The organism is Kribbella sp. NPDC055110, assembly GCF_053607525.1.
The window spans coordinates 619,493-640,928 of record NZ_JBSGTS010000001.1 but is presented as its reverse complement, the minus strand read 5'-3'; the positions used below and the strand labels follow the sequence as shown (position 1 = coordinate 640,928).

Annotated in this window: 22 protein-coding genes; 12 read left to right on the top strand and 10 right to left on the bottom strand. The window is 68.1% G+C overall.

The features are described 5' to 3' along the window. Positions 1–5: 5 nt before the first annotated feature. From ACWF0M_RS02795 to ACWF0M_RS02785, 3 genes are read right to left on the bottom strand one after another with little or no spacing between them, the layout of a single operon-like run. Positions 6–1,022: an endonuclease/exonuclease/phosphatase family protein gene (locus tag ACWF0M_RS02795; RefSeq protein ID WP_452233868.1), complete on the bottom strand. Its 1,017-nt coding sequence runs from the start codon at positions 1,020–1,022 to the stop codon at positions 6–8. Between the two features lie 47 nt (positions 1,023–1,069). Next, on the bottom strand, positions 1,070–2,656 hold the full coding sequence (locus ACWF0M_RS02790; protein ID WP_452233867.1) for a twin-arginine translocation signal domain-containing protein: 1,587 nt from the start codon (positions 2,654–2,656) through the stop codon (positions 1,070–1,072). A 27-nt stretch (positions 2,657–2,683) separates the two neighbouring features. After that, positions 2,684–3,670 (bottom strand): NAD(P)H-binding protein, encoded by a 987-nt coding sequence (locus ACWF0M_RS02785; protein WP_452233866.1) that lies wholly within the window; start codon positions 3,668–3,670, stop codon positions 2,684–2,686. Between the two features lie 72 nt (positions 3,671–3,742). On the opposite strand from ACWF0M_RS02785, the gene ACWF0M_RS02780 reads away from it, so the two are divergent. Genes ACWF0M_RS02780 through ACWF0M_RS02770 form a run of 3 tightly spaced genes read left to right on the top strand, consistent with a single transcriptional unit; the run spans position 3,743 to position 5,896 of the window. Further along, the gene (locus ACWF0M_RS02780; protein WP_452233865.1) at positions 3,743–4,678 is read left to right on the top strand and encodes a helix-turn-helix domain-containing protein; all 936 of its coding nucleotides are present in this window, start codon (positions 3,743–3,745) and stop codon (positions 4,676–4,678) included. A 10-nt stretch (positions 4,679–4,688) separates the two neighbouring features. Next, complete coding sequence (locus ACWF0M_RS02775; protein WP_452233864.1) at positions 4,689–5,108, top strand: VOC family protein; 420 nt, start codon at positions 4,689–4,691, stop codon at positions 5,106–5,108. Then, complete coding sequence (locus ACWF0M_RS02770) at positions 5,105–5,896, top strand: alpha/beta fold hydrolase (protein ID WP_452233863.1); 792 nt, start codon at positions 5,105–5,107, stop codon at positions 5,894–5,896. Before ACWF0M_RS02775 ends, ACWF0M_RS02770 begins: the two co-directional genes overlap by 4 nt. Positions 5,897–5,936: 40 nt before the next feature. Here ACWF0M_RS02770 and ACWF0M_RS02765 read toward each other — a convergent pair whose 3' ends face one another. Then, positions 5,937–6,737 (bottom strand): MerR family transcriptional regulator, encoded by an 801-nt coding sequence (locus tag ACWF0M_RS02765; protein WP_452233862.1) that lies wholly within the window; start codon positions 6,735–6,737, stop codon positions 5,937–5,939. An 80-nt stretch (positions 6,738–6,817) separates the two neighbouring features. Here ACWF0M_RS02765 and ACWF0M_RS02760 point away from each other — a divergent pair, with 80 nt between their 5' ends. Beyond that, the gene (locus ACWF0M_RS02760) at positions 6,818–7,138 is read left to right on the top strand and encodes a nuclear transport factor 2 family protein (RefSeq protein ID WP_452233861.1); all 321 of its coding nucleotides are present in this window, start codon (positions 6,818–6,820) and stop codon (positions 7,136–7,138) included. Here ACWF0M_RS02760 and ACWF0M_RS02755 read toward each other — a convergent pair. The 3 genes from ACWF0M_RS02755 to ACWF0M_RS02745 all read right to left on the bottom strand — a co-directional run bounded on the left by ACWF0M_RS02755 (position 7,128) and on the right by ACWF0M_RS02745 (position 9,703). Further along, on the bottom strand, positions 7,128–8,078 hold the full coding sequence (locus tag ACWF0M_RS02755) for a small ribosomal subunit Rsm22 family protein (protein WP_452233860.1): 951 nt from the start codon (positions 8,076–8,078) through the stop codon (positions 7,128–7,130). The genes ACWF0M_RS02760 and ACWF0M_RS02755 overlap by 11 nt on opposite strands. Positions 8,079–8,314: 236 nt before the next feature. Then, entirely contained in the window at positions 8,315–8,905 is a 591-nt protein-coding gene (locus tag ACWF0M_RS02750; RefSeq protein WP_452233859.1) for a VOC family protein, read from the bottom strand. 9 nt (positions 8,906–8,914) lie between these two features. After that, positions 8,915–9,703, bottom strand: a complete 789-nt coding sequence (locus ACWF0M_RS02745) for a DinB family protein (RefSeq protein WP_452233858.1) — start codon at positions 9,701–9,703, stop codon at positions 8,915–8,917. A 58-nt stretch (positions 9,704–9,761) separates the two neighbouring features. Here ACWF0M_RS02745 and pyrH point away from each other — a divergent pair, with 58 nt between their 5' ends. Both pyrH and ACWF0M_RS02735 read left to right on the top strand, forming a co-directional pair. Further along, on the top strand, positions 9,762–10,469 hold the full coding sequence (pyrH, locus tag ACWF0M_RS02740; protein ID WP_452233857.1) for a UMP kinase: 708 nt from the start codon (positions 9,762–9,764) through the stop codon (positions 10,467–10,469). Between the two features lie 190 nt (positions 10,470–10,659). Continuing rightward, positions 10,660–12,624 (top strand): GTP-binding protein, encoded by a 1,965-nt coding sequence (locus tag ACWF0M_RS02735; protein ID WP_452233856.1) that lies wholly within the window; start codon positions 10,660–10,662, stop codon positions 12,622–12,624. Here the strand turns inward: ACWF0M_RS02735 and ACWF0M_RS02730 are convergent. From ACWF0M_RS02730 to ACWF0M_RS02720, 3 genes are read right to left on the bottom strand one after another with little or no spacing between them, the layout of a single operon-like run. Next, positions 12,581–13,399 carry a putative protein N(5)-glutamine methyltransferase gene (locus ACWF0M_RS02730; RefSeq protein WP_452233855.1) on the bottom strand — a complete coding sequence of 273 codons (819 nt, stop codon included), beginning with the start codon at positions 13,397–13,399 and terminating at the stop codon, positions 12,581–12,583. The two genes, ACWF0M_RS02735 and ACWF0M_RS02730, sit on opposite strands and share 44 nt — an antisense overlap. Before the next feature lie 24 nt (positions 13,400–13,423). Beyond that, positions 13,424–14,368 (bottom strand): SDR family NAD(P)-dependent oxidoreductase, encoded by a 945-nt coding sequence (locus ACWF0M_RS02725; RefSeq protein WP_452233854.1) that lies wholly within the window; start codon positions 14,366–14,368, stop codon positions 13,424–13,426. Positions 14,369–14,402: 34 nt separating this feature from the next. Then, positions 14,403–15,302: a LysR family transcriptional regulator gene (locus tag ACWF0M_RS02720; protein ID WP_452233853.1), complete on the bottom strand. Its 900-nt coding sequence runs from the start codon at positions 15,300–15,302 to the stop codon at positions 14,403–14,405. Positions 15,303–15,397: 95 nt separating this feature from the next. Here ACWF0M_RS02720 and ACWF0M_RS02715 point away from each other — a divergent pair, with 95 nt between their 5' ends. From ACWF0M_RS02715 to ACWF0M_RS02690, 6 genes are read left to right on the top strand one after another with little or no spacing between them, the layout of a single operon-like run. Beyond that, positions 15,398–16,423: a hydroxyacid dehydrogenase gene (locus tag ACWF0M_RS02715; protein ID WP_452233852.1), complete on the top strand. Its 1,026-nt coding sequence runs from the start codon at positions 15,398–15,400 to the stop codon at positions 16,421–16,423. 54 nt (positions 16,424–16,477) lie between these two features. Then, a complete protein-coding gene (locus tag ACWF0M_RS02710) occupies positions 16,478–17,587 on the top strand; it encodes a mandelate racemase/muconate lactonizing enzyme family protein (RefSeq protein ID WP_452233851.1) in 1,110 nt (369 codons plus the stop codon). Between the two features lie 8 nt (positions 17,588–17,595). Further along, on the top strand, positions 17,596–18,903 hold the full coding sequence (locus ACWF0M_RS02705; protein ID WP_452233850.1) for an ABC transporter substrate-binding protein: 1,308 nt from the start codon (positions 17,596–17,598) through the stop codon (positions 18,901–18,903). 5 nt (positions 18,904–18,908) lie between these two features. After that, positions 18,909–19,841 (top strand): carbohydrate ABC transporter permease, encoded by a 933-nt coding sequence (locus ACWF0M_RS02700; protein WP_452233849.1) that lies wholly within the window; start codon positions 18,909–18,911, stop codon positions 19,839–19,841. Further along, positions 19,831–20,655 carry a carbohydrate ABC transporter permease gene (locus ACWF0M_RS02695; RefSeq protein WP_452233848.1) on the top strand — a complete coding sequence of 275 codons (825 nt, stop codon included), beginning with the start codon at positions 19,831–19,833 and terminating at the stop codon, positions 20,653–20,655. The genes ACWF0M_RS02700 and ACWF0M_RS02695 overlap by 11 nt, the downstream gene beginning before the upstream one ends. Positions 20,656–20,657: 2 nt before the next feature. Then, positions 20,658–21,434 carry a sugar phosphate isomerase/epimerase family protein gene (locus tag ACWF0M_RS02690; protein WP_452233847.1) on the top strand — a complete coding sequence of 259 codons (777 nt, stop codon included), beginning with the start codon at positions 20,658–20,660 and terminating at the stop codon, positions 21,432–21,434. The last annotated feature ends 2 nt before the right edge of the window (positions 21,435–21,436 follow it).

The following is a 21,436-nucleotide window of genomic DNA, read 5'->3' as shown; positions in this document are numbered from 1 at the left end:
GGTCGTCATCGGCAGGGTCCGACCGTCGAGACGAGACCGTGATGGTCCGAGCGGGGAATCGAGTACCAGTGGTTGTCGTCGGAGCACCAGCCGGGTTTCACGAACAGGTGGTCGATCCGGACCAGCAACGGCGACCACTTGCCGACCTGCGACGGACGGCCCCAGCTGTCGAGCATCGCGTCGTCGAGGTGGTCGGTGAGGACCCGGTAGTCGCGGCCGCGGTCCGTGGTGTTCAGGTCACCGGCGACCACCACGGGACGGTCGTCGCGCGCTGCCCGTGCAGCGAGCTGGTCGATCAGCCGGTGGTGCCCGGCGACGGTCGTCTGGTACGGCGTCCCGTTGTCCGTCGACGAGTCGTACGTCGACCCGCCCGACCGCCACCACGGACGCGGCACGTGCGCCGCGATCAGGTCGAACTCGCCCGACGGCGCGTGCACCCGGAGCATGAACCCGGGGAGATCCGGGCCGGGCTGCTCGATGACGGTCAGCGGCCAGCGGCTGAAGATGCCGATCGACGGACCCTTCCAGTCGGCAACATGCTCCGGGTACGACTCGGACAAGCGTTCCGTCAGCGGCTGACCGATCTCGGAGACGACGAGTACGTCGGCCTTGAGCGCGAGCAGGGTGTCCGCGCCTTCGAGCTCGCCGCTGCCGATGTTGGCGGCCGCGATCCGTACGGCGCGACTCTGGTCGACGGTCCCGGTGCCGTGCGGGATCCACGGCCCGAACGTCGCGACGCTCCCGGCCAGCAGCGTCGACAGCGCGAACACGACCGCCATCCGACGCCGCCGGCGACGCACCAGGTTTCGTCGCTCAGACGGGACCCGCCAGGCATCCCAGGCACTGGCTGCGCCCGCGACGACGAGGGTGACGACAGCGGTGACGAGCACGATGGCCGGCAGCACGATCGCGATCACATCGGTGACGACGCCGAACCGGTCGCGCAGCACGAACCATGCCCATGGCAAAAGCCCGGCAATCACGAACCCCACAGACCGCCGCAGCAGCGGTTCCCCCTCCACCCCACCAGCCTAGGTCACAGAACGTCGTAGACCAGGAAAAGTCGTGGTCATCGGGCTGCCCAGTTCAGGTAGGCGACGTTGGCCAGGAGCCAGCCGAAGCCGATCGCCTGCTGCCCGTCGCGTTCCGGTGTCGGCTGGTACCGGTTGTAGAGGGCGAGGCAGTGTGCGTGGACCTGGGGATCCCATGGGCTCACCTGCATCCAGCGCGGGGCCTGGTGCGCGACCGAGGCCGCGCCGATCGCGGTGCCGCCCACGGTCGTGTGTACGGCGGGGAGCCCGTCGGCGTCGGTCGTCGCGACGTTCTGGGTGAACGTCCGCGCGAGCCGCTCCATGTCCCGGCCTGTGAACGCGAGCCGCGCCCGGAACGCCCGTACGGCGAACTCGACGTCGATCGCGCCGTGGCTGATGTCCTCGAACTGCCGCGCCGGCCCACCCGACGGCGTGAAGATCGAGAGATCGGTCTCCGGGTTTCCCGTCTTCGTGAACCCCTCGTAGATCCGGCCGCCGGCCGGCCAGTAATGCCATTGGTAGGCGTCACCAGCGTCGGCTGCCAGCTGACCGGCGAGCATTCGCCCCATCGCAGCGACCTTCCGCCGGTAACCGCTGTCTCCGGTTGCCAGCGCGAGCTCGACCAGCGTCTGCCCGAGGCCGACCGACTGGTTGATCGGCTGCTCGCACCCGTCGTACGCAAGCGGCTGCCCCTTCGGCCAGATCAGATGACCGCCGATCTCGTACTCCCAGTCGTGTACGGCGACCGCGTCGCGGCACGCCGTGAGGTACTCGGCCGCCTTCCGCCGGTAGCGTCGTCGGAGCACCGGCGAGCCGGCAACGATCCGGACGAAGCTCGCGATCGGGTAGGTGATCATCCCGGTGTGGACCGCGAAGATCACCGGCTTGCAGTGCATCTCGTACATGCCGAACCGCGGTACGTCGCCTGCGCGCGGAGCCGTACGTCGGTCCTCGGCGGTGAGCTGGAGCGGGCCGGGGGCGGCCGCGTAGACGCGGCTCACGGCGTAGTCGGGGCTCGCCGGATCCAGGGAGAGGTCGGATAGCGTTACCGTGCGGTTCACGAACGTGTTGACGAGCTTGACGGTGAACGTGTCCGGGCGGGTCCCGGCGGTGACGGTGACCGTGGTGTCCTCGGCGTACGACAGCGCCTCGCGGAGGTCGAGCAGCGGCTGACCGTTGCTGTCGGCAAGGGTCGCGTAGCCGGTCGTGTACGGGTGGTCGGCTCGCCAGGCGGGGAGCGAGAGACCGCGGTAGTCCGTGACGCCGCGTACGCTGTCGCGGACCGCGAGGACCTGGTCCACGTTGTCGATCAGGCGGTCCAGGTAGTAGGTGTCACGGTACCTCTCGTACATCCGGACCAGCCCGAGCAGCACATACGACTGACTCCAGGCGAGCATGCCGGAGCGGCCGTCGCGGTTCGTGTTGTCGTTCGGCTGATCCGGCTGCCCAGGCCCGCCTTCCTGGAACAGCCGATCCCAGTCGTCGAACGTCTTACGCGCCGTGTAGTCGATGTCGTCCGTACGGGCGGCGTACGCGGGGAGAGTGGTCCCCACAGTTCCCGCGACGGCACCGGCTGCCGTCAGACGGAGGAAGTCACGGCGAGGGAGATTGCTGTGGGGCGGCATCGCAACATTCTCCCGGAGGGAATCGATTTACGGCAGGTCGAGCGTCAGCGGTAAATCCTTGAGGAACTCGACCGCGTCGAACATCGCACCCGCCGACGCCACCCCGGACGAGCGCGTCTCACCCGCAAGGATCCGGCGTACCGCCCCGACCGCGAGCGGCGCCGAGATCGCGTAGATGTCCTGCCCGGTCGCCGTCGCCCGCCGTTCCTCGCCCCCGGTCCGCACCCGGACGTCCACCACGAACGTCTGATCCGACCGCCTGAGCTCGTCGACGGCCGCCGGTGCCGGCGTGTCCGAGTCCGCGAGATCACCGGCGGCTTCGAGCGTCATGTACGTACGGACCTCGGGTACGGCGATGTGCGTCGGGATCGTGATCACGTCGGCCATCGTGAACTCGGCGATCACGCGCCGCCGGCCGAACGGATCCGGGAACGTCCAGTTATCCTGGACCGGCTGATCCTGGTGATACTGCAGGTGCCCGCCGCTGAACCGCACCCGATGACCGTTCCGACGATCGTCCGAAACCTGACCGGCGGCCCGAGTGCCGGGCGTCGGGTGCCAACTGCTCAGCCCATAAGCCACATGCACCTCGTCGGCACTCGTCCGCTCCCCCAGCGCCGCGGTCACCAGCAGGTCGCCGAGCCCGCCGTAGAACGCCATCGCCGGGATCACCGGAAGAGCACTCTCTCGCGCGAACGTCGACACGTTCGCCTCCAGCTCGGCCGCGACGTCGACGTACGGGATTCCCGCGCGGGCGGCCGCGTCGATGATCGGGTCTGCGGTCGTGGCGAACGGCCCGGCGGTGTTGATCACGGCCGCAGCGTTCTTCAGGGCCACATCGAGTGCGTGCGGGTCGTCGACGGCAGCCGGACGGACGTCGAGGTCACCCCACTGCGCGGCGAGGGCCGCCGCGTTGCGACCCGAGACAGCGGTGGGAAGGTGCTGCCGGAGGAGTTCCTCGACGACGAAGCGGCCGGTGTGACCGGTGGCGCCGTACACCACGATTGCGTTCATGAGGACGAGTCTCGCCGGATTCCACCGGCCGGCGTGAGAGTCCGGAACGACACCATCCGTACACTTTCGGACATGCACACCGTCGCGCTCGCCACCGCCGGACACCTGCTCCACTTCGAGCTCGGGATCGCGTACGAAATCTTCGGCAATCCACCGCTCGGAGTCGACCAGTGGTACGACGTACGCCTGTGCGGACCGCGGCCGGTACAGGTCGGGCCGTTCCTGGTCGAGCCGACCGAACCGCTCGACGCGATCACGCGGGCGGACACCGTACTCGTGCCGGCGCTAGCGGATGTCGACGAGCCACTGCCGAGCGAACTGGTTGAGGCAGTGCGAGCGGCGTACGACGCCGGCGCACGGATCGCATCGTTGTGCACCGGCGCCTTCGTGCTCGGTGCAGCCGGCCTGCTCGACGGACGGCGAGCCACCACGCACTGGGCGCACGCCGACGTACTGAGCGCGCGCTACCCGGAAGCCGTCGTGGATCCCGACGTGCTCTACACCGACAACGGCAACGTGCTGACAGCGGCGGGGAAGGCGGCGGCCGTCGACCTGTGCCTGCACCTGATCCATCTCGACCACGGCGCGACGATCGCGAACACGGTCGCCCGGCGTCTCGTCGTACAGCCGCACCGGGCCGGCGGTCAGGCGCAGTTCGTGGCGACGCCGGTGCAGGTCAACGGCGATCACTCGCTCGCGCAGTTGCTGGCCTGGGCGCAGGAACGTCTGGACCAGCCGCTGACCGTCGCGGACCTGGCGAAACGTGCCAGCACCAGCCCGCGGCACCTCGGCCGGCAGTTCCGTTCGGTCACCGGCCAGACGCCTCTCCAATGGCTCCTGACCCAGCGCGTCCGCCGAGCCCAGCAGCTCCTCGAGTCCACCGACGACGGAATCGAGAAGGTTGCCGTCGCCACCGGCCTCGGCACGGCCACGACACTCCGCCGCCACTTCCAACGCGTCGTCGGCGTACCGCCCAATGTCTACCGGCGTTCGTTCCGCACTGACTAGGGTTACCGCCATGGACACCTACCCGCGGCGCATGCACACCGCGCTCGACACGACGGACGCGCGTGGGCTGGCCGAGTTCTACCGAGTGCTGCTGGGGCTGCGGTATCGCCCGGGCGACGAGCCGCCGACGGACGGTACGACGGATGTGGCCGATTGGCTCGTGCTCGTCGACGAGAGCGGCGCTCGCCAACTCGCCGTCAACCAGGTCGACGTACTGCCGCCGTCCACGTGGCCGGCCGACGACGTACCGAAGCAGATGCACATCGACTTCGCCGTACCGTCGGTGGACGAACTCAATCGGCATCGGCAACGCGCCGAGGAGCTCGGGGCCAGGCTGCTGTACGACCGGAGCGCCGACGACGGCGAGCCGCTGTTCGTCCTCGCGGATCCGGCGGGACACCCGTTTTGTCTACTGGTGGGAGAGCTGTGAGCAAGCAGACTGGGTACGCCGACGTGAACGGGCTGCGCATGTACTACGAGGTACACGGCGCGGGCGGTACGCCGTTGGTGCTGCTGCACGGCGGACTGTTCAACATCGACCTGCAGTTCGGGGAGCTCCTGGAAGGGCTGTCGGCCGGGCGGAAGGTCATCGCCGCCGACTTCCAGGGCCACGGGTACACGAACGACATCGACCGCCCGCTCGGTACGGCGGAACTGGCGTCGGACGTGGTGGGGCTGCTGGCGCGCCTCGACGTACCGAAGGCTGACCTGTTCGGGTTCAGCGTCGGCGGCGCGGTCGCGCTGTACCTCGCGATCGAGTACCCGGAACTGGTCCGCAAGGCCGTCATCTCGTCGGTCTCGTTCAACCCGTCCGGGGAGCGCGCGGAGAACGCGGAGGCGGTCGGCGCGATGAAGGTCGAGATGATCGCCGGTACGCCGATGGAGGCCGACTACCTGGCGAAGTCGCCGCATCCCGATCACGACCACCTGCAGACGCTGCTCGACAAGCTCGGCAGTTACGACCGCGGCACCAGCGGCTGGAGCGACGACGACATCCGCGGCATCGAGGCCCCCACGCTGCTGACGTTCGGCGACTCCGACGCGGTGAAGCTCGAGCACGTCGTCCGCTTCCACCAGCTCCGCGGCGGCGACGTCAACGGCGATTTCGTCGGTGTCCCCGCGTCGCAGCTGGCGATCTTCCCCGGTACGACACACTTCACCGGCCTCGCCCGCACTCCCCTGGTCCTCGACACCGTCACCACCTTCCTCGACGCCTGACAAAACAGCCCGTGGAGGCCTCCGGCGGCTACGAGACCGCTCAGCTCATGCGGAAGACCGGCCAGGCGATCTCCGTGCGCCAGGTGCTCGGGTCCGAGTCGTCTCGAGGGCCGATCGAGTACGTCTCCTGCACCGGGCCCGCGACAGCCAGCGCCTGCTCGTGCACCCAGGTCGCGAGCCTGCCGTAGGTGACGTCGATGTCGTCGTGAGGTCCGTGGTGGATCGTGGCCGCGAGCTCGACGGCGGGCAGTTCGATCGGGCGCACCCGGCCGTATGACGGCGCCTCGGCCACGGGGTAGTAGACGAGAACGATCCCTCGGCCCTCGGCGAACAGTTCGTCGTCGTAGTGCCCGCCGGGCCGACCGACCGGTTCGGCGACGGCAGCGTCCAGTTCGGCCATCGCACCGTCGTACCACGGCAGAACCTCGTCCAGGCTCACGACGTCGGTGATGCCGGCAACCAAGGTGGCCGGCTGCGAGCGCAGCTCGACCGCGAGCTCTCCAGGAGCGGGCGTGAGTAGCCGTTGCAGCGAGGTCACGGCTGCTCGGGTCCGTTCGAGCGTCTCCTGCAGCCGTTCGAGATGGACCGTGACGAGCTCCGCGCGCCGGACGGGGTCGTCGGTCGCGATGATCTTGCCGACCTCCGCCAGCGGTACGTCGAGCTCGCGCAACCGGTGGATGACCTGAGCAGACGGGATCTGCTCGACGGCGTAGTACCGGTAGCCGCTGGATGCGTCGACGGCCGCCGGCTCGAGCAACCCGTTCTCGTGGTACCGCCGCAGCGTGCGCACGCTCAGATGCGTCGCCCGCGCAAACTCGCCGATCGTCAGTCCGCTCCGCACGCTGTTCAGCCTGCACCCTCCCCCGGGGAGAGAGTCAACTCCTTGCGTCTCCCCCACCGAGAGGCCGCAGAGTCGTCGGCATGCTGCCTGACACGATTACGAAGTACCTGATCAGCCAAGTCACCCGGAACGTCCCAGCCGCGATGCGCTGGTACGCCGATGACGCCGAGGTCACCGATGAGGGCAAGACCTATCGCGGCCACGACGAGATCCGCGCCTGGCTGGCGAGCTCGGCCAGTGAGTACACCTACACGATCGAACTCGTCAGCGCGCGGCAGGTCGACGAACAGACCTACGTCGCGACCCACCACCTCGAAGGCAACTTCCCCGGCGGAACCGTCGACCTCGACTTCACCTTCACCCTGATCGACGGATCGATCACCCGGCTCGTCATCGCCTGATCGTCGGCGATTCGTCACCCCACGATGCGCCGCGAGCAACCCGGTACGACGGAGACGACTTCGGTACGACGACGCGCTCCGCCGTACCGTTCGCGGTGCACAGATCCAGGACGACCTGCCCCTTGCGGCGGATCGGCCGGGTCAGTACTCGCGCCGCGGCCGGGCGAACCGGGCACCGCGTCGCGACGACGTACGCGAACTTCTCGTCCTCGAAGTTGCGGGTGCCGTCCTTGAGGATGCGATGGAGTTCGGTGCGTGGAAGGCGGGTGGCGAAGTGACACCAGCCGACCGGACACGGACCCTGGTGCGGGCAGGGCGCCGCGATCGCGAATCCTTGCCCGATCAGGAGTTCACGGGCGTCGAGCGTACGGCGGTGACCACTCGGCGTACCTGGTTCGACGACAACGATCGTGGTCGCGGAGCGCGCCGCCGTGTGGATCAGGTCGTGGCGACCGTCCGCGGTGAGCTCGTTCAGGACGTAGGCGATCGTGACCAGGTCCACCGGGCCGGAGCTGCTCCAGTCGCGGAGGTCGGCGGTTGTCCAGCACCAGCTGGACGGGAAGTTGCCGGCGGCAAGTTGCTCGCCGAGGTGGACGGCGGCCGACTGACGTTCGACGATCTCGGTGCTGATCGCCGGCCACAGGGACGCGGCGGCCCATGCCGCCGCTCCTGTCCCGCCGCCGAAGTCGAGGTGCGTGGTGAAGGGCGAGTCGATGTGGCGCTCGGCCATCGAGAGCGCCACGTGGAGCGCGCGGAAGGTGGCCGGCATTCGTACGACGGCGTACGCCAGGGCGTCGAGGGCATCGCTGACACCGGGCGTCGCCTCGTCGATTTGTTCGGTGCGGTAGCGGTGTGAGAGCGCGGCGGCTCGGCGGCGCAGTTCGTGATGCGGCACGCCGGCGGCGGCGCGCGCGAGGGCGGCATGAAGCTGAATGTCCACGGAGGACATGAGCGAATCTCCGGTTCGATCGGCACGGAGTGCGCACCTGTTCGAGGGCGCACGTGATCCGCGGCCAGATGCCGCGACGCACCAATCGGTCCGGAAAGAGCTGTCAGCCGGTCAGCGGGCAGCACACGAGGAGGGAATGGCGCGGAACCGGATCACCTTGCAAGCCATCACACACCTCCTAGATTCAGCACGACCGTAGCAGAGCACGTCGTACGGCGCTCCACCTTTTACCGGCCCTCCGACGTACACAGACAGACCTTGTTGCCCTGGGGATCCGCGAGCACGGTGAAGGTCGGCGCCTCCTCGTCGTACACGACCCTGCCGCCCGCAACGAGCGCCGCCGCGATCCGCCCCGGCACGACCTCCGGTGGCAACCACAGGTCGAGGTGGAACCGCTGGCGTGGTGTCTCGTGCGGTGTCGTGCCCTGGAACCACACGTTGGCGACGCGGCCCGTGGGGTCGAGGATGTCGTTGCCCGTAAAGGATTCCGTGCTGCCGGTGAGCACCGCGGCCCAGAACGGACCGAGCTCGGCCAGATCCGCCGTGTCCAGCCCGATCTCGAGTTGCGCGACAGCCGTCGGGTCGGCGGTCAGCCCTTGCTTCGCCGCGATCGCGCTGATCCGTCCCGCCAGGTCCTCGTCCCGGGTCGCGACGTCCACGAAGGACGCACCGAGCCGCAGCTCAGGTACGGCGTCCTCGCAGACCTCCCCGACCGCGGCCACGAAGCGCGCGCCGTCCGCATACGCGTCGATCAAGAACCTCGCGTGCAGCTTCTGCGCGAGCTTCCGCCAGTCCTGCAGTCCAGTCTCGGGCACCATGAGCCGAGACTAGGACTCCGCACCGACAGTTCTCGCCTGCAGGGTCGCGAGATCGCGCTCGGCGTACCTCCGGTGTTCGAACTCCTCACTCAGGATCGCGCCCAGGCACCTGCTGACCACATAGCTCTGGGACGCCGGATACCCAGGCTCCGCGACGGGCGTCGTCTGCTCGGCCAACTGGTCGTCGGTGAGGTCCGCGAGGACCGTCCGTACCGTCGTCATCCGATGGGTCCGCAGTTCGAGCACCTCGTCGAGCGACGGACGCGCAGCGCGGTCCCGCGGCACAGGTGGGGTGTCGTGCATCTCGTCGTGGGGCAGGTCGAGTGGGTCCCACGGCTCGGGTACGCCGAGGACTGCACGACGTACCCAGGCGTCCGTGGCGAACACGAGATGGCGGAGGGTCTCGATGAACGACCACTCGCCGTCCACCGACTCGTGCAGCAGCTCCGGCGGCAGTCGGCGGGCCTTGGTCACGGTCTCGGACCACAGCTGTTCGAGCAGGTCCCACGCTTCGCGGTACCCGTCGGCGTCGGTCGGGCGCATCAGCTCGCGGCCCGGGTACCGGCGGTTCAGTTCCGCGTCGACCAGCGGTACGACGTCGATGCCCCAGACCGTCAGGTTCTGGATGTCGCCGTCCAGCGAAACGTCGAACAGTCGCGCGTTGCGGATCGTCGTACCGGTCAGGTCCACGTCGTCGAAGTAGGCGCCGCTGAGATCGACGTCCTGGAACACCGCGTTCCGGAGCGTCGACTCCTCGAATCGTGCGCCGGCCAGGTTCTGCTCCTTGAACTCGCTCACCCCGTCAGCGTCGCAGACCCCGGCACGCAGCGGAACCGGCCCGTGATAGATCTACGGCATGTACCGCAGGGTCGTCCTCAAGCTGTCCGGCCAGGCGATCGCCGGCCCGAACGAGTTCGGTTTCGCCAGCGACCGGCTCACCCATCTCGCGACCGAGGTGATCGCGTTGCGCGCTACCGGCGTCCAGGTCGCGGTCGTGGTCGGCGGCGGGAACGTGTTCCGCGGCAACCGGGCGGACGACTGGGGCATCGACCGGGTCGAGGCGGACAACATCGGCATGCTCGGCACCGTGATCAACGCGGTCCTGCTGCGCGGGCGACTCGCGGCGCTCGGCGCGCACGGCGTACGGCTGATGACGGCGATCCCGATCGACAACCTCGCCGAACCGTACATCCGGCTGCGCGCGCTCCGGCACCTGGAGAAGGGCTCGATCGTACTGCTTGCCTGCGGCAACGGGCAGCCGTTCACCACCACGGACTACCCGTCGGTGCAGCGCGCCGTCGAGCTGGAGGCGGACGCGTTGCTGGTCGCGAAGAACGGCACCGACGGGGTGTACGACGCCGACCCGAACACGCACCCCGACGCGCGGCGGTTCGACCACCTCACGTACGCCGAGGTCATCGACCGCGGCCTCGGTGTGATGGACCAGACCGCCTTCATCCTCGCCCGCGACCACCACCTCCCCCTCCACGTCTTCGACATCGACCGCCCCGGCGCCGCCCCCGCCATCCTCAACGGCACTCCCCTAGGCACCCACATCAACTGACCTCCCGCCCGACCACCTCCAGGTGCAGCGGTGTGTAGGTGGGGGCTAAATGGTTTGTTCGAGGGGGACGGGGGTTGGTGTACTCGGGGTGTACTGCAGAACAGGTGTCAGGTAAAGGAGTCCGTCATGCGACCTCGCTTCATGGCTGTTGCGGAGACCGATGGCACCTGTTCTAAGGACATGAAGCGGCGTGGAAGTACTGAATCTTGGGATCCTGGCGCATGTTGACGCCGGAAAGACCAGCCTGACCGAGCGGCTGCTGTACGCCGCCGGAGTCATCGACGAGGTCGGCAGCGTCGACGACGGGAACACCCAGACCGACTCGCTCGCGCTCGAACGGCAGCGCGGGATCACGATCAAGTCCGCGGTCGCCGCGTTCACGATCGGCGACGTCGGCATCAACCTGATCGACACCCCGGGGCACCCGGACTTCATCGCCGAGGTGGAGCGCGCGCTGAGCGTACTGGACGGCGCGGTCCTGGTGATCTCGGCGGTGGAGGGCGTTCAGGCGCAGACGCGCGTACTCATGCGCACCCTGCAACGTCTCCGCATCCCCACCTTGATCTTCGTGAACAAGCTCGACCGGCCCGGCGCGCAGTACGACGGCGTACTGCGGCAGATCGCCGCGAAACTCACCCGGGAGATCGTCCCGATGGGCGAGGCGGCGTACCTCGGCACTCCTGAGGCGTCGTTCAAACCCATCGTGCAGGAGAACGTGCTGCTCGACGTCCTCACCCGCCACGACGACGCGTTGCTGCAGCGGTACGTCGACAACGAGCCGCTGTCGTTGCACGAGGCACTCATCGCTCAGACGCACCAGGCGATCGTCCACCCGGTGTACTTCGGATCCGCGATCACCGGCGCCGGCACGGACGCACTCGCCGACGGGATCCGCGACTTGCTCCCCCGCGCCCGCACGACCGGCGTACCGCTCGATGGCACCGTGTTCAAGGTCGAACGCGGACCGGCCGGCGAGAAGATCGCGTACGTCCGGATGTTCTCCGGCACGACCCAGGTGCGCGAACGCGTCCGGTACGGCGACGCGGACGGGAAGATCACCGCGCTCGAGGTCGTCGGCGCGGGCCCCGCTTCCACGATCCGCGCCGGGCAGATCGGCCGCTTCTGGGGACTCGCGGACATCCGCATAGGCGACACTCTGACCGATTTCCGGAACATTTCTGCCACGGAGCGGCCGATTGTTTCCGCAAAGGCGTTCTCCCCGCCCACGCTCGAGACGGTCATCACCCCGCGCAAGCGCTCCGACAAGGGGAATCTCCGCGTCGCGCTCACCCAACTGGCGGAGCAGGACCCGCTGATCAACCTCCGCCAGGACGACCTCCGGCAGGAAACGTACGTCTCCTTGTACGGCGAGGTGCAGAAGGAGGTCATCGAGTCGACGCTGGCCACCGACTTCGGGATCGAGGTTGACTTCCGCGAGACCACCACGATCTGCATCGAGCGGATCGCCGGCACCGGGCAGGCGGTCGAGTTCAACAAGAAGGACGCGAACCCGTTCCTCGCCACAGTCGGGCTCCGCGTCGAAGCGGCACCGGTCAACGCCGGCGTCACCTTCGAACTGGAGGTCGAGCTCGGATCGATGCCGTACGCGTTCATCAAGGCCGTCGAGGAAACCGTCCGCGAAACCCTGCACCAAGGCATCCACGGCTGGCAGATCCCGGACGCCCGCGTGGTCATGACGCACTCGGGCTACTCGGCCCGCCAGAGTCACGCGCATGCCGTGTTCGACAAGAGCATGTCGAGCACGGCCGGCGATTTCCGGTTCCTCACCCCGCTGGTCCTGATGACCGCACTCCAGGAGGCAGGTACGACGGTGCACGAGCCGATGCACCGCTTCCGTCTGGACATCCCGACCGACACGACCCGCGCCGTACTCGCGGCTCTCACCCGGCTCCGCGCGATCCCGCAGGTCCCGGCGCTGGCCGCGGAAACCTCAACCCTGGAAGGAGAAATTCCCGCTGCCGCCGTGTACGAACTCGAGCAGCAACTCCCCGCCCTCACCCGCGGCGAAGGCGTCCTCGAGTCGGCGTTCGAGCGCTACCACCCGGTGACCGGCCCGATCCCCGAACGCCCGCGCACCGACCACGACCCGCTCAACCGCCGGGAGTACCTGCTCCACGTGCAGCGCCGGGTTTGATGCCGTGCACGACGTTGGCGCCGAGGTCGTCGTCCGTGGTGATCTCGGCGTCCAACCCGTGTTCGATCATCACCGTCCGCGCGGCCGGCGCCTGCTGATCGCTCATCTCGACGAACAGATGCCCGCCCGGCGCCAGCCACTCCCCGGCACCGGCGACCACGCGCCGCAGGATCGCGAGCCCGTCCGGCCCGCCGTCCAACGTCACGCGTGGCTCGTACAGCCGAGCCTCCGGTGGAAGCAACCGAATCTCGTCGGTCGGCACATACGGGACATTCGCCAGCAGTACGTCGACCTCACCGCGCAACCGCTCCGGCAACGCCGCGAACAGGTCGCCCTGATACACAGTCCCGCCGACCGGCTCCAGGTTCCGGCGAGCACACCGCACCGCAGCCAGCTCAATGTCAGCGGCGTACAACGACACGTCGCGCTCGGCCGCGACTGCAGCCCCCAAGGCACCGGAGCCGCAGCCGAGATCCACGACGACCGCACCCGCGTCGGTGAAGCGCAGCGCCTCACCGACCAGGAACTCGGTACGCCGACGCGGGATGAACACCCCGGGATCGACAGCGATCCGCAACCCACGGAACGATGCCCAGCCGACGACGTACTCCAACGGCAACCCGGCGACCCGCTGGTCGACCATGGCGGCGAGCTCGGCGGCGTCCCGCGCGGTCTCGACGATCAAGGCCGCCTCGTCCTCGGCGAACACACACCCGGACGCACGCAACCGCTCGACAACAGGGCCGAGCTCGACAGTAGAAGAAAAGACAGACACGAAGCCCCTTAAGAACGCGTTAGCTTACCCGAACGCGTTCACTCCGGTGAGTTGCGCCGACAGCGTCCACAGCCGCTCCGCCGACGCGGGATCGATCGCGTACGGCCGGACTCCCGGCGCGTCGTCGGTCGACACCTCGGCGACCTCGCAGTCCTCGAGGAACACGCCGCCGAGCCCGTCGAGCTGCGGGGACGTCGCCGCCCACACCTGCGTCGCCGCGCCCTGCTCCGGGCTCTTGAACGCGGGGCTCAACGGGTTGCCGTCCTCGTCGATCCAGCCGAAGTCCACCATTTCCTGCTTCTCCAGGTGCCGCTGCAGCGGGGTCAGGATCCCGCCGGGATGCAGCGCGAACGCCCGTACGCCGGAGTCCTTGCCGAGGGCATCGAGCTGTACGGCGAACAGCACGTTGGCCGTCTTCGCCTGCCCGTACGCCTCCCACTTGTCGTACCCCAGCCGGAACTCGAGGTCGTCCCACCGGATGTCCGACCGCCGGTGACCGGTCGACGACACCGATACGACCCGTGCGCCGCCGTCCGCCGCGATCGCCGGCCACAACCGGTTCACCAGCGCGAAGTGGCCCAGGTGGTTGGTCGCGAACTGCGCCTCCCACCCCGGTCCGACCCGCGTCTCCGGCGCGGCCATGATCGCCGCGTTGTCGATCACGATGTCCACCGACCGCCCGGACGCCAGGAACCGCGTGGCGAACGCCTCCACGCTCTCCAGCGAGCCCAGGTCCAGCTCGTCGATCTCAGCGCGCTCGCCCAGAACTTCCCGTGCCGCGTCCGGCCGCCGCGCCGGTACGACGACGTGCGCGCCGGCCTTCGCCAGCGCCTTGGTGGTCTCCAGACCAAGACCGGAATATCCACCGGTGACGATCGCCAGCTTGCCGGTCAGGTCGATCCCGGCGAGTACGTCGTCCGCGGTGCTGTCGTGCCCGAAACCCGAGCCGATCTTGTGTTGTGCACTCATACCCTCGAGCCTACGAATTAGAGTTCGCTCTAAGTCAAGTCCCGAGATGCGGGTCGAGCCGCAGGGACTCGGCCAGGCGTTGCAGAGCCGGGTTCGGATTGTCGGGGCTCCAGCAGGCGTGGAGAGTGACCGAGTGCGCGTCGGCCGCGTCCAGTTCGCGGTAGCGCACACCTTCGACGCGCATCGCCATGATCGAGCGGGGAATCAACGCGCACCCGAGGCCGGCGCGGACCAGCGCGAGCATCGTAGGCACCTGCGACGCCAGTTGACTGACCGCGTACCGATCCATGCCGATCATCGCCGCACAGATGTCGTGCAGGTACTGCGATCCCTCCGGGCTGTACCCGATGTAGTCGTCGGTCACATCCACCAGCGACACCGCCCCGTCGCCCAGCGCCAGCGGATGCGAGGCTGGTACGGCGAGCACCAGGTCCTCCGAATGCACCAGCAACGACTCGAACTGCTCCGGAATCGGCGGCCGTACCAGGCCGACGTCGATCTCCAGGTTCGCCAACGCCTCGAACTGCGCCGGGCTCACCAGCTCGGTCAGCTCGGCCGTCACGCCCGGCGTTCGTTTCCCGACCATGGTCAGGAAGTCCGCGAGTACGGCGTACGCGCCGATCGCGGTGAAGGCGAGGCGGAGGGTCCCGGTTGTCCCGTCCGCGGCGCGCCGGGTCGCCTCGGGCGCGACTTCTAGCAGTGCTAGCACCCGGCGGGCGTGCTCGAGGAAGACTCCCCCGGCCGCGGTCAGCCGGACGCCGCGGCCGGTGCGGTCGAAGAGGCGGACGTTGAGAGTGCGCTCCAGGCCCTGGATCTGGCGGGTCAGCGGCGGCTGCGTCAGGTTCAGGCGCAGCGCGGCGCGGCCGTAGTGCTGCTCCTCGGCGACGGCGACGAATCCACGGAGTTGCTGGAGCGACAGGTCCATGGCGGCCATGCAAGCACGGTATCGGTCCATACGTAAATGGGCTTGGACCTGCATAACGGAAAGCGCCTACCGTCGGAGCACCACCCACCGAAGGAGCCGACCCGGTGCCGAAACTCGCCGCCCTCTTCTCCCCCGAACGCGCCGCCGACGTCGTCGACGCGGACACCCGCCGCTTGCTCGAGGACCGCTTCGACGTGGTCTGGGCAACCGCCAACCACACCACCGGCCCCGGCTCTCTCGCGAAGCCGCCTGCACTCCATCCCGCCGCCGTGCCGATCCTGGCCGAAGGTGCTGACGTCCTGCTGACCAGCTGGGGTACGCCGCACCTCGGCAAGGAACTGTGGGCCGACGGCAACGGCCCGAAGGTCGTCGCGCATGCCGCGGGCACGGTGAAGAACCTGATCGACCCGGTCATCCTCGACCAGGGGGTCGGGGTGTTCTCGGCAGGGCCGCGGATCGCGTGGTCGGTCGGCGAGTACTGCCTGGCTTCGATGCTCACGCTGGCGCGACGGTTGCCGCGGTTCGACGGCGCGGTCCGTGGCGGCGGGTGGAAGCAGACCGAGTACCGGGGTCATGAGCTGGCTGGTGCGAAGGTCGGGATCATCGGTGCGAGCAGTACGGCGCGCGCGTTGATCACGCTGCTGAAGCCGTTCGGATGTGATGTGGTCGTGTACGACCCGTACCTGAGTGCCGAGCGGGCCAAAGAGCTCGGGGTCCGGCTGGCTGAGCTGCCGGAAACGTCAGAAAGCGCTTTTTTGACGATCCACGTGCCGAACGTGCCTGAGACGAAGGGCATGATCTCGCGGGAGCTGATCGAGCGGCTCCAGGACGGGGCGGTCGTGGTCAACTCCTCGCGCGGTCCGGCGATCGATCAGCAGGCGTTGCTGGAGCACGCCGTCGCGGGACGGATCTACGCGGCGCTCGACGTGTACGACCCAGAGCCGCCCGAACTCGCCGAGAGCGCACTCCGAGCGGAGAACCTGTTGCTCACCCCGCACGTCGCCGGTGACACAGCCGAAGGCCACCTCAAGCTCGCGGGCTACGTGCTGAAGGACGCCCTCCAGTGGCTGGAAGACGGCACCCGAGGCCCCAGCTTCGTCGACCCCACCCTCTGGTCCATCGCCGCCTAACCAACGAGAGGACTGATTCGTTTGTCCCGCATTACTCAGGTTGAGGTGTTTCCGGTGGCGGTGCCGTTTGCGCGACCGTTCGTGCTCGGAAGCGGTGTCGTCGGCTCGCCCGACGCAGCGCCGGACCAGGCCGGTGCAGTGATCTTCGTGAAGCTCACGACCGAGGACGGCGTGGTCGGGTGGGGAGAGCAGAGAGCGCTCCCCAGCTGGAGCTACGAGACCGCCGAGACGATGGCGGTCGTCATCCGTCGCCACCTCGCCCCGATCCTGCTCGAACTCACGCCGTTCGACGTCGAGCTGTTCCACCAGCGCGCCGCCAAACGCCTCAGCCCCGCGGTCTCGAACGGCTTCCCGTTCGCCCGCGCCGCCGTCGACATCGCGATGCACGACGCGGCAGGCAAGCTCGCCGGCGTCCCGGTGCACGCGTTGCTCGGCGGCAAGATCTACGACGAGATCCCGCTCTGCTCGGCGATCGGGGTCGGCGACCAGGACACGGTCCGCGAACACGCTCTCCAGTCGTCGGACTATGCGGCGTACAAGGTCAAGATCGGTGGCGACCTCGACGCGGACACAGCCGCGATCGAGACCGTCGCGGAAGTTGCCGACGGCAAACCGCTCTGGCTGGACGCGAACCAGTCCTACCGACCGGCCGCGCTCAAACAGCTCCGCGATCGGACGGCGCACATCCGCACGATCTACTGCGTCGAGCAACCCGTGCCGAGCACCGACACGCTCGCCATGCAAAGGGTCCGCGAGCTCATCGATCTACCGGTCGCGATCGACGAGGGCAGCTTCTCCGCGCAGGACCTCGCACGCGCGATCCGCCTGAACGCGGCGGACCTGGTCGTCGTCAAGATCTGCAAGTCGGGCGGACTACGGAACGCCCTCAAGACCGCTCAGACAGCGCTGGCTGGTGGCGTCGAGCTGCTCGCCAGCGGCCTGACCGACTGCGGAGTCGCGTTCGCCGCCGCACTGCACGTGTTCAGTCAGCTCGAGCTCGCACTGCCCGCCGAGCTCAACGGGCCGGAGCTGCTGACCGATCTGTACGTGGACGGGCTGAGCATCACCAAGGCCGTCGCAACGGTCCCCACCGCCCCTGGATTGGGCGTCGAGGTCGACGAGGAGCGAATTCGCGCCGAATCGATCGACCTGCTCTACCGGTGAGGAGAACTATGAGCACCACTCTGACCCGCCGCAGCGTGCTCCGGCTGGGTGGACTGGCCGGTGTCGCGGTTGCGGCCGGCTGTTCGTCGGGGCCGCCAGCCGGCACCGCCACGTGGGCGATGTGGTCGAGCAGTGCCGCCGAGAAGAAGGTCTGGGAGGCCTTCGGCAGGTACGTCGAGAAGCAGCTCGGCGTGAAGTCGGTCGCCACCCTGACCCCGTCGAGCGGCTACCCGACCAAACTCGACCTGCAACTCGTCAGCGGTACGGCGAGCCTGGTCACCGCGCTCAACGGCACCCTGATCCCGACGTACGCCGCCCGCGGCGCGCACCGCCCGCTCGACGACCTGATCGCCGCGGATCCCGATTTCAAGCTGGACGACTTCTACCAGACCAGCCGGCGGATCTCGAGCTTCAACGGCAAGACTTACGCGATCGGCTTCGACGTCGCGCCGACTGTCATGTACTACAACAAGGACCTTCTGAAGAAGCAGGGCATCCCGCCGCCGTCTCGCACCGAACCGATGTCCTGGGCAACGTTCCGCGACCTCGCCAAGCAGCTCACCAAACCCGGTGAGCAGTACGGCTTCACCTGCGCACCGGCCATCGACGACCTGGTGTCGTGGATCTACTGCGCCGGTGGGAACGTGATGACCGCCGACGCGAGCCGCAGCGCACTCGGCGATCCCGAGGCGATGGAGGCGCTGCAGTTCGTCATCGACCTGTTCGTGAAGGACAAGGTCACGCCGCCGATCAAGAACCTGGTCACCGAGAGCTCACTGTCCAACTTCCTGCAGGGCAACGTCGCGTTCATGCAGAACGGGCCGTGGCAGGTGGTGAACGCCCGGAAGGCCAAGTTCGACTGGGACATCATCCCGTTCCCGGCCGGGGCGAACGGGAGCACGCCGCGTGTCTCGGGGTCGAGCTTCGCGATTCCATCGGGGGTACGCGAGGGCGCCGAGCTCGACCTCGCGTGGAAGCTGCTCAAGACGCTCACCAGTACCGGCGCGCTCGACATCTACGCCAAGGCCGGCCGCAACAACCCGGCCCGGCTGAGCGCCGGCAGCGCGTTCCAGCCGCCGCCCGACAACCTCGGGATCGTCCAGGACATCCTGGCCGGAAAGGTCGCCGGCGGCCACGCGTTCGACGTCACCACGAACTGGAACCAGGTCAAGCAGCTGCTCGGTCAGGATCTCCCGCGCACGTTCCTCGGCCAGGTCACCGTCCCGGACGCCATCAACGGTTTGACGCCGCGTCTCGACGTACTGATGCGGCAGCACCTCGACACCGTCCGCCAAGCCACCGCCCGGAAGGGGTGAACCCGATGGCAGTCGACACCGCACCGATCACCACTGCACCAGCACCCCCAAAGCCGGCGACGGCAAAGCGCAGTCGGGAGACACTCAATGCCTGGCTCTTCATCCTGCCCAGCCTGATCGGCTTCCTGATCTTCACCGCCGGACCGGTCGTCGCGGCGGGCGTCATCTCGCTGCTGAACTGGAACCTGTTCAGCGCGCCCACCTGGGCCGGTCTGCACAACTTCGCCCGCCTCGGCCCCGATCCGACGTTCTGGACGGCGCTCGGCAGTACGGCGTACTTCACCCTGGTGAGCGTCCCGCTGACGATCCTGGTCAGCCTCGCGCTCGCACTGCTGCTCCACCAGGGTGTGCAGCGCATCGCGGTCTTCCGAAGCCTCCTGCTGTTGCCGTACGCAACCATCACGGTCGCGGTCGCGTTCGTCTGGATCTGGCTCTACATCCCGCACGACGGCCTGGTGAACGCCGTGCTCGGATGGTTCGGCATCGACGGACCCGCCTGGCTGATCTCCGACACCTGGGCGATGCCCGCGCTGATCCTGATGAGCGTCTGGAAGAGCTTCGGCTTCGGCATGGTCGTGTTCCTCGCCGGCCTCCAGGCGATCCCGCAACAGCTGTACGAAGCGGGCCGCGTGGACGGTACGTCGCCGTGGAAGAGCTTCCGGCACATCACACTGCCGATGCTGTCCCCCGCGCTGTTCTTCGTGATCGTCACGTCGGTGATCGGATCGTTCCAGGTCTTCGACCAGGCGCTGATCATGACCAACGGCGGCCCGGGCACCCGCACCACCACGCTGGTCATGTACATCTACCGGACCGGCTTCGAGAACTACGACCAGGGGTACGCCGCCGCGCAGTCGCTGGTCCTGTTCGCGTTCATCGTCCTGATCACCGCCACGCAGTTCATGTTCCAGCGGAAGTTGGTGCACTATGACAACTGAGATCCGGCGCAAACTCGTTGTCTTCACCTGCTTCCTGGTCACCGCGCTCACGCTGGTCCCGGTCGTCATGATGGTGCTCGTCGCGTTCCAGTCCGATGGCGAGTCGATGGCCGCGAAGCCGTCGTTCTGGCCGAGCAGCTGGCACCCCGAGAACCTGACCCGCGCGTTCGAGCTCGTTCCGCTCGGCAAGTACCTGCTGAACACGGTCTACTTCGCCGCCGGTACGACGCTGCTCGAAACGGTCACCGCGGCGCTCGCGGCATACGCGTTCGCGCGGCTGAACTTCCCCGGCCGGAGCTGGCTGTTCGGGATCTATCTCGCGACCCTGATGATCCCGTCGCAGGTGACGCTGATCCCGCAGTTCGTGCTGGTCGCGAAACTGCACGGGATCGACACCTGGCCGGGCATGATCCTTCCGCACGCGTTCACCGCGATCGGCGTGTTCCTGCTCCGGCAGTTCTTCCTCGGCATCCCGCGCGACTACGAGGAGGCCGCCCGGCTGGACGGCGCGAACCGGTGGCAGGCGTTCGTCCGCGTGATCGTGCCGCTCGCGGTGCCGGCGATCGCGACGCTGGCGGTCTTCAAGTTCATCGGGCAGTGGAACAACCTGCTGTGGCCGTTGGTGATCTCCAACAGCGACGCCACCCGGACCGCATCGGTCGGACTGCAGGTGTTCCAGGACACCAACGGCACCCAGTGGAACCTGCTGTTGATGGCAGCCACCGTCACCACAGTCCCCCTGATCGTTCTGTTCTTCCTGACGCAACGCTGGTTCGTTCGAGGCATCACCATGAGTGGGCTGGGAGGCCGCTGAACATGACCTATCTGTGGTCCGTCTTCACCAAACCGTGGATCGGGTTGCCCGGTGACGAGCTCGGCCGGCTGATCTCCGGACTCGGATTCGCGGGCGCCGAGGTCCCGGTGCGCGACACGGCGTACGTGACGCCGGCGACCGCTGAGGCCGAGCTGCCGAAGTTCACCGCCCAATTACGGGCCGAGGGCATCGAACCGATCAGCGTAGCGAGCGACCTGTCGGAGCAGGTGTTCGCCGCGTGCGCCGAGTCCGGCGTACCGATGATCCGGATCATGGCCGACCTCGGCCCGGACGGATACGCCGCGTCCGTACGACGCAACCGCGAGCTGCTCGAACACGCCGTCGTACTCACCGAGCGGTACGACGTACAGGTCGGAGTGCAACCTCATCACGGGCGGTACGTGTCGTCGACGCTCGGCGTACTGCAGTTACTCGAGGGGCTGCCCGACCGGTTCAAGCTCGTGTGGGACGCGGCACACGACGCGCTCGCCGGTGACCATCCTGCGGTGACGCTCGAACTCGGCGCGGACCGGCTCGGCATCGTGAACCTGAAGAACGTGCACTACCTCCGGACGGACGGTGCCTGGAAGACGACCTTCGTCGAGGCCGAGGAGGGGCTGTCCGATTGGTCCGCCGTGTTCGCCGCGTTGCGGCAACTCCGGTGGAGCGGCCCGATCTGCCTCACCGCGCAGTACTCCACGGGGTCTGTCGAGGAACGGCTGGAAAGAGATCTGCGGTTCGCTGTCACATCCGCTGCGCAGCATCCGTCAAGTCAGTGAAA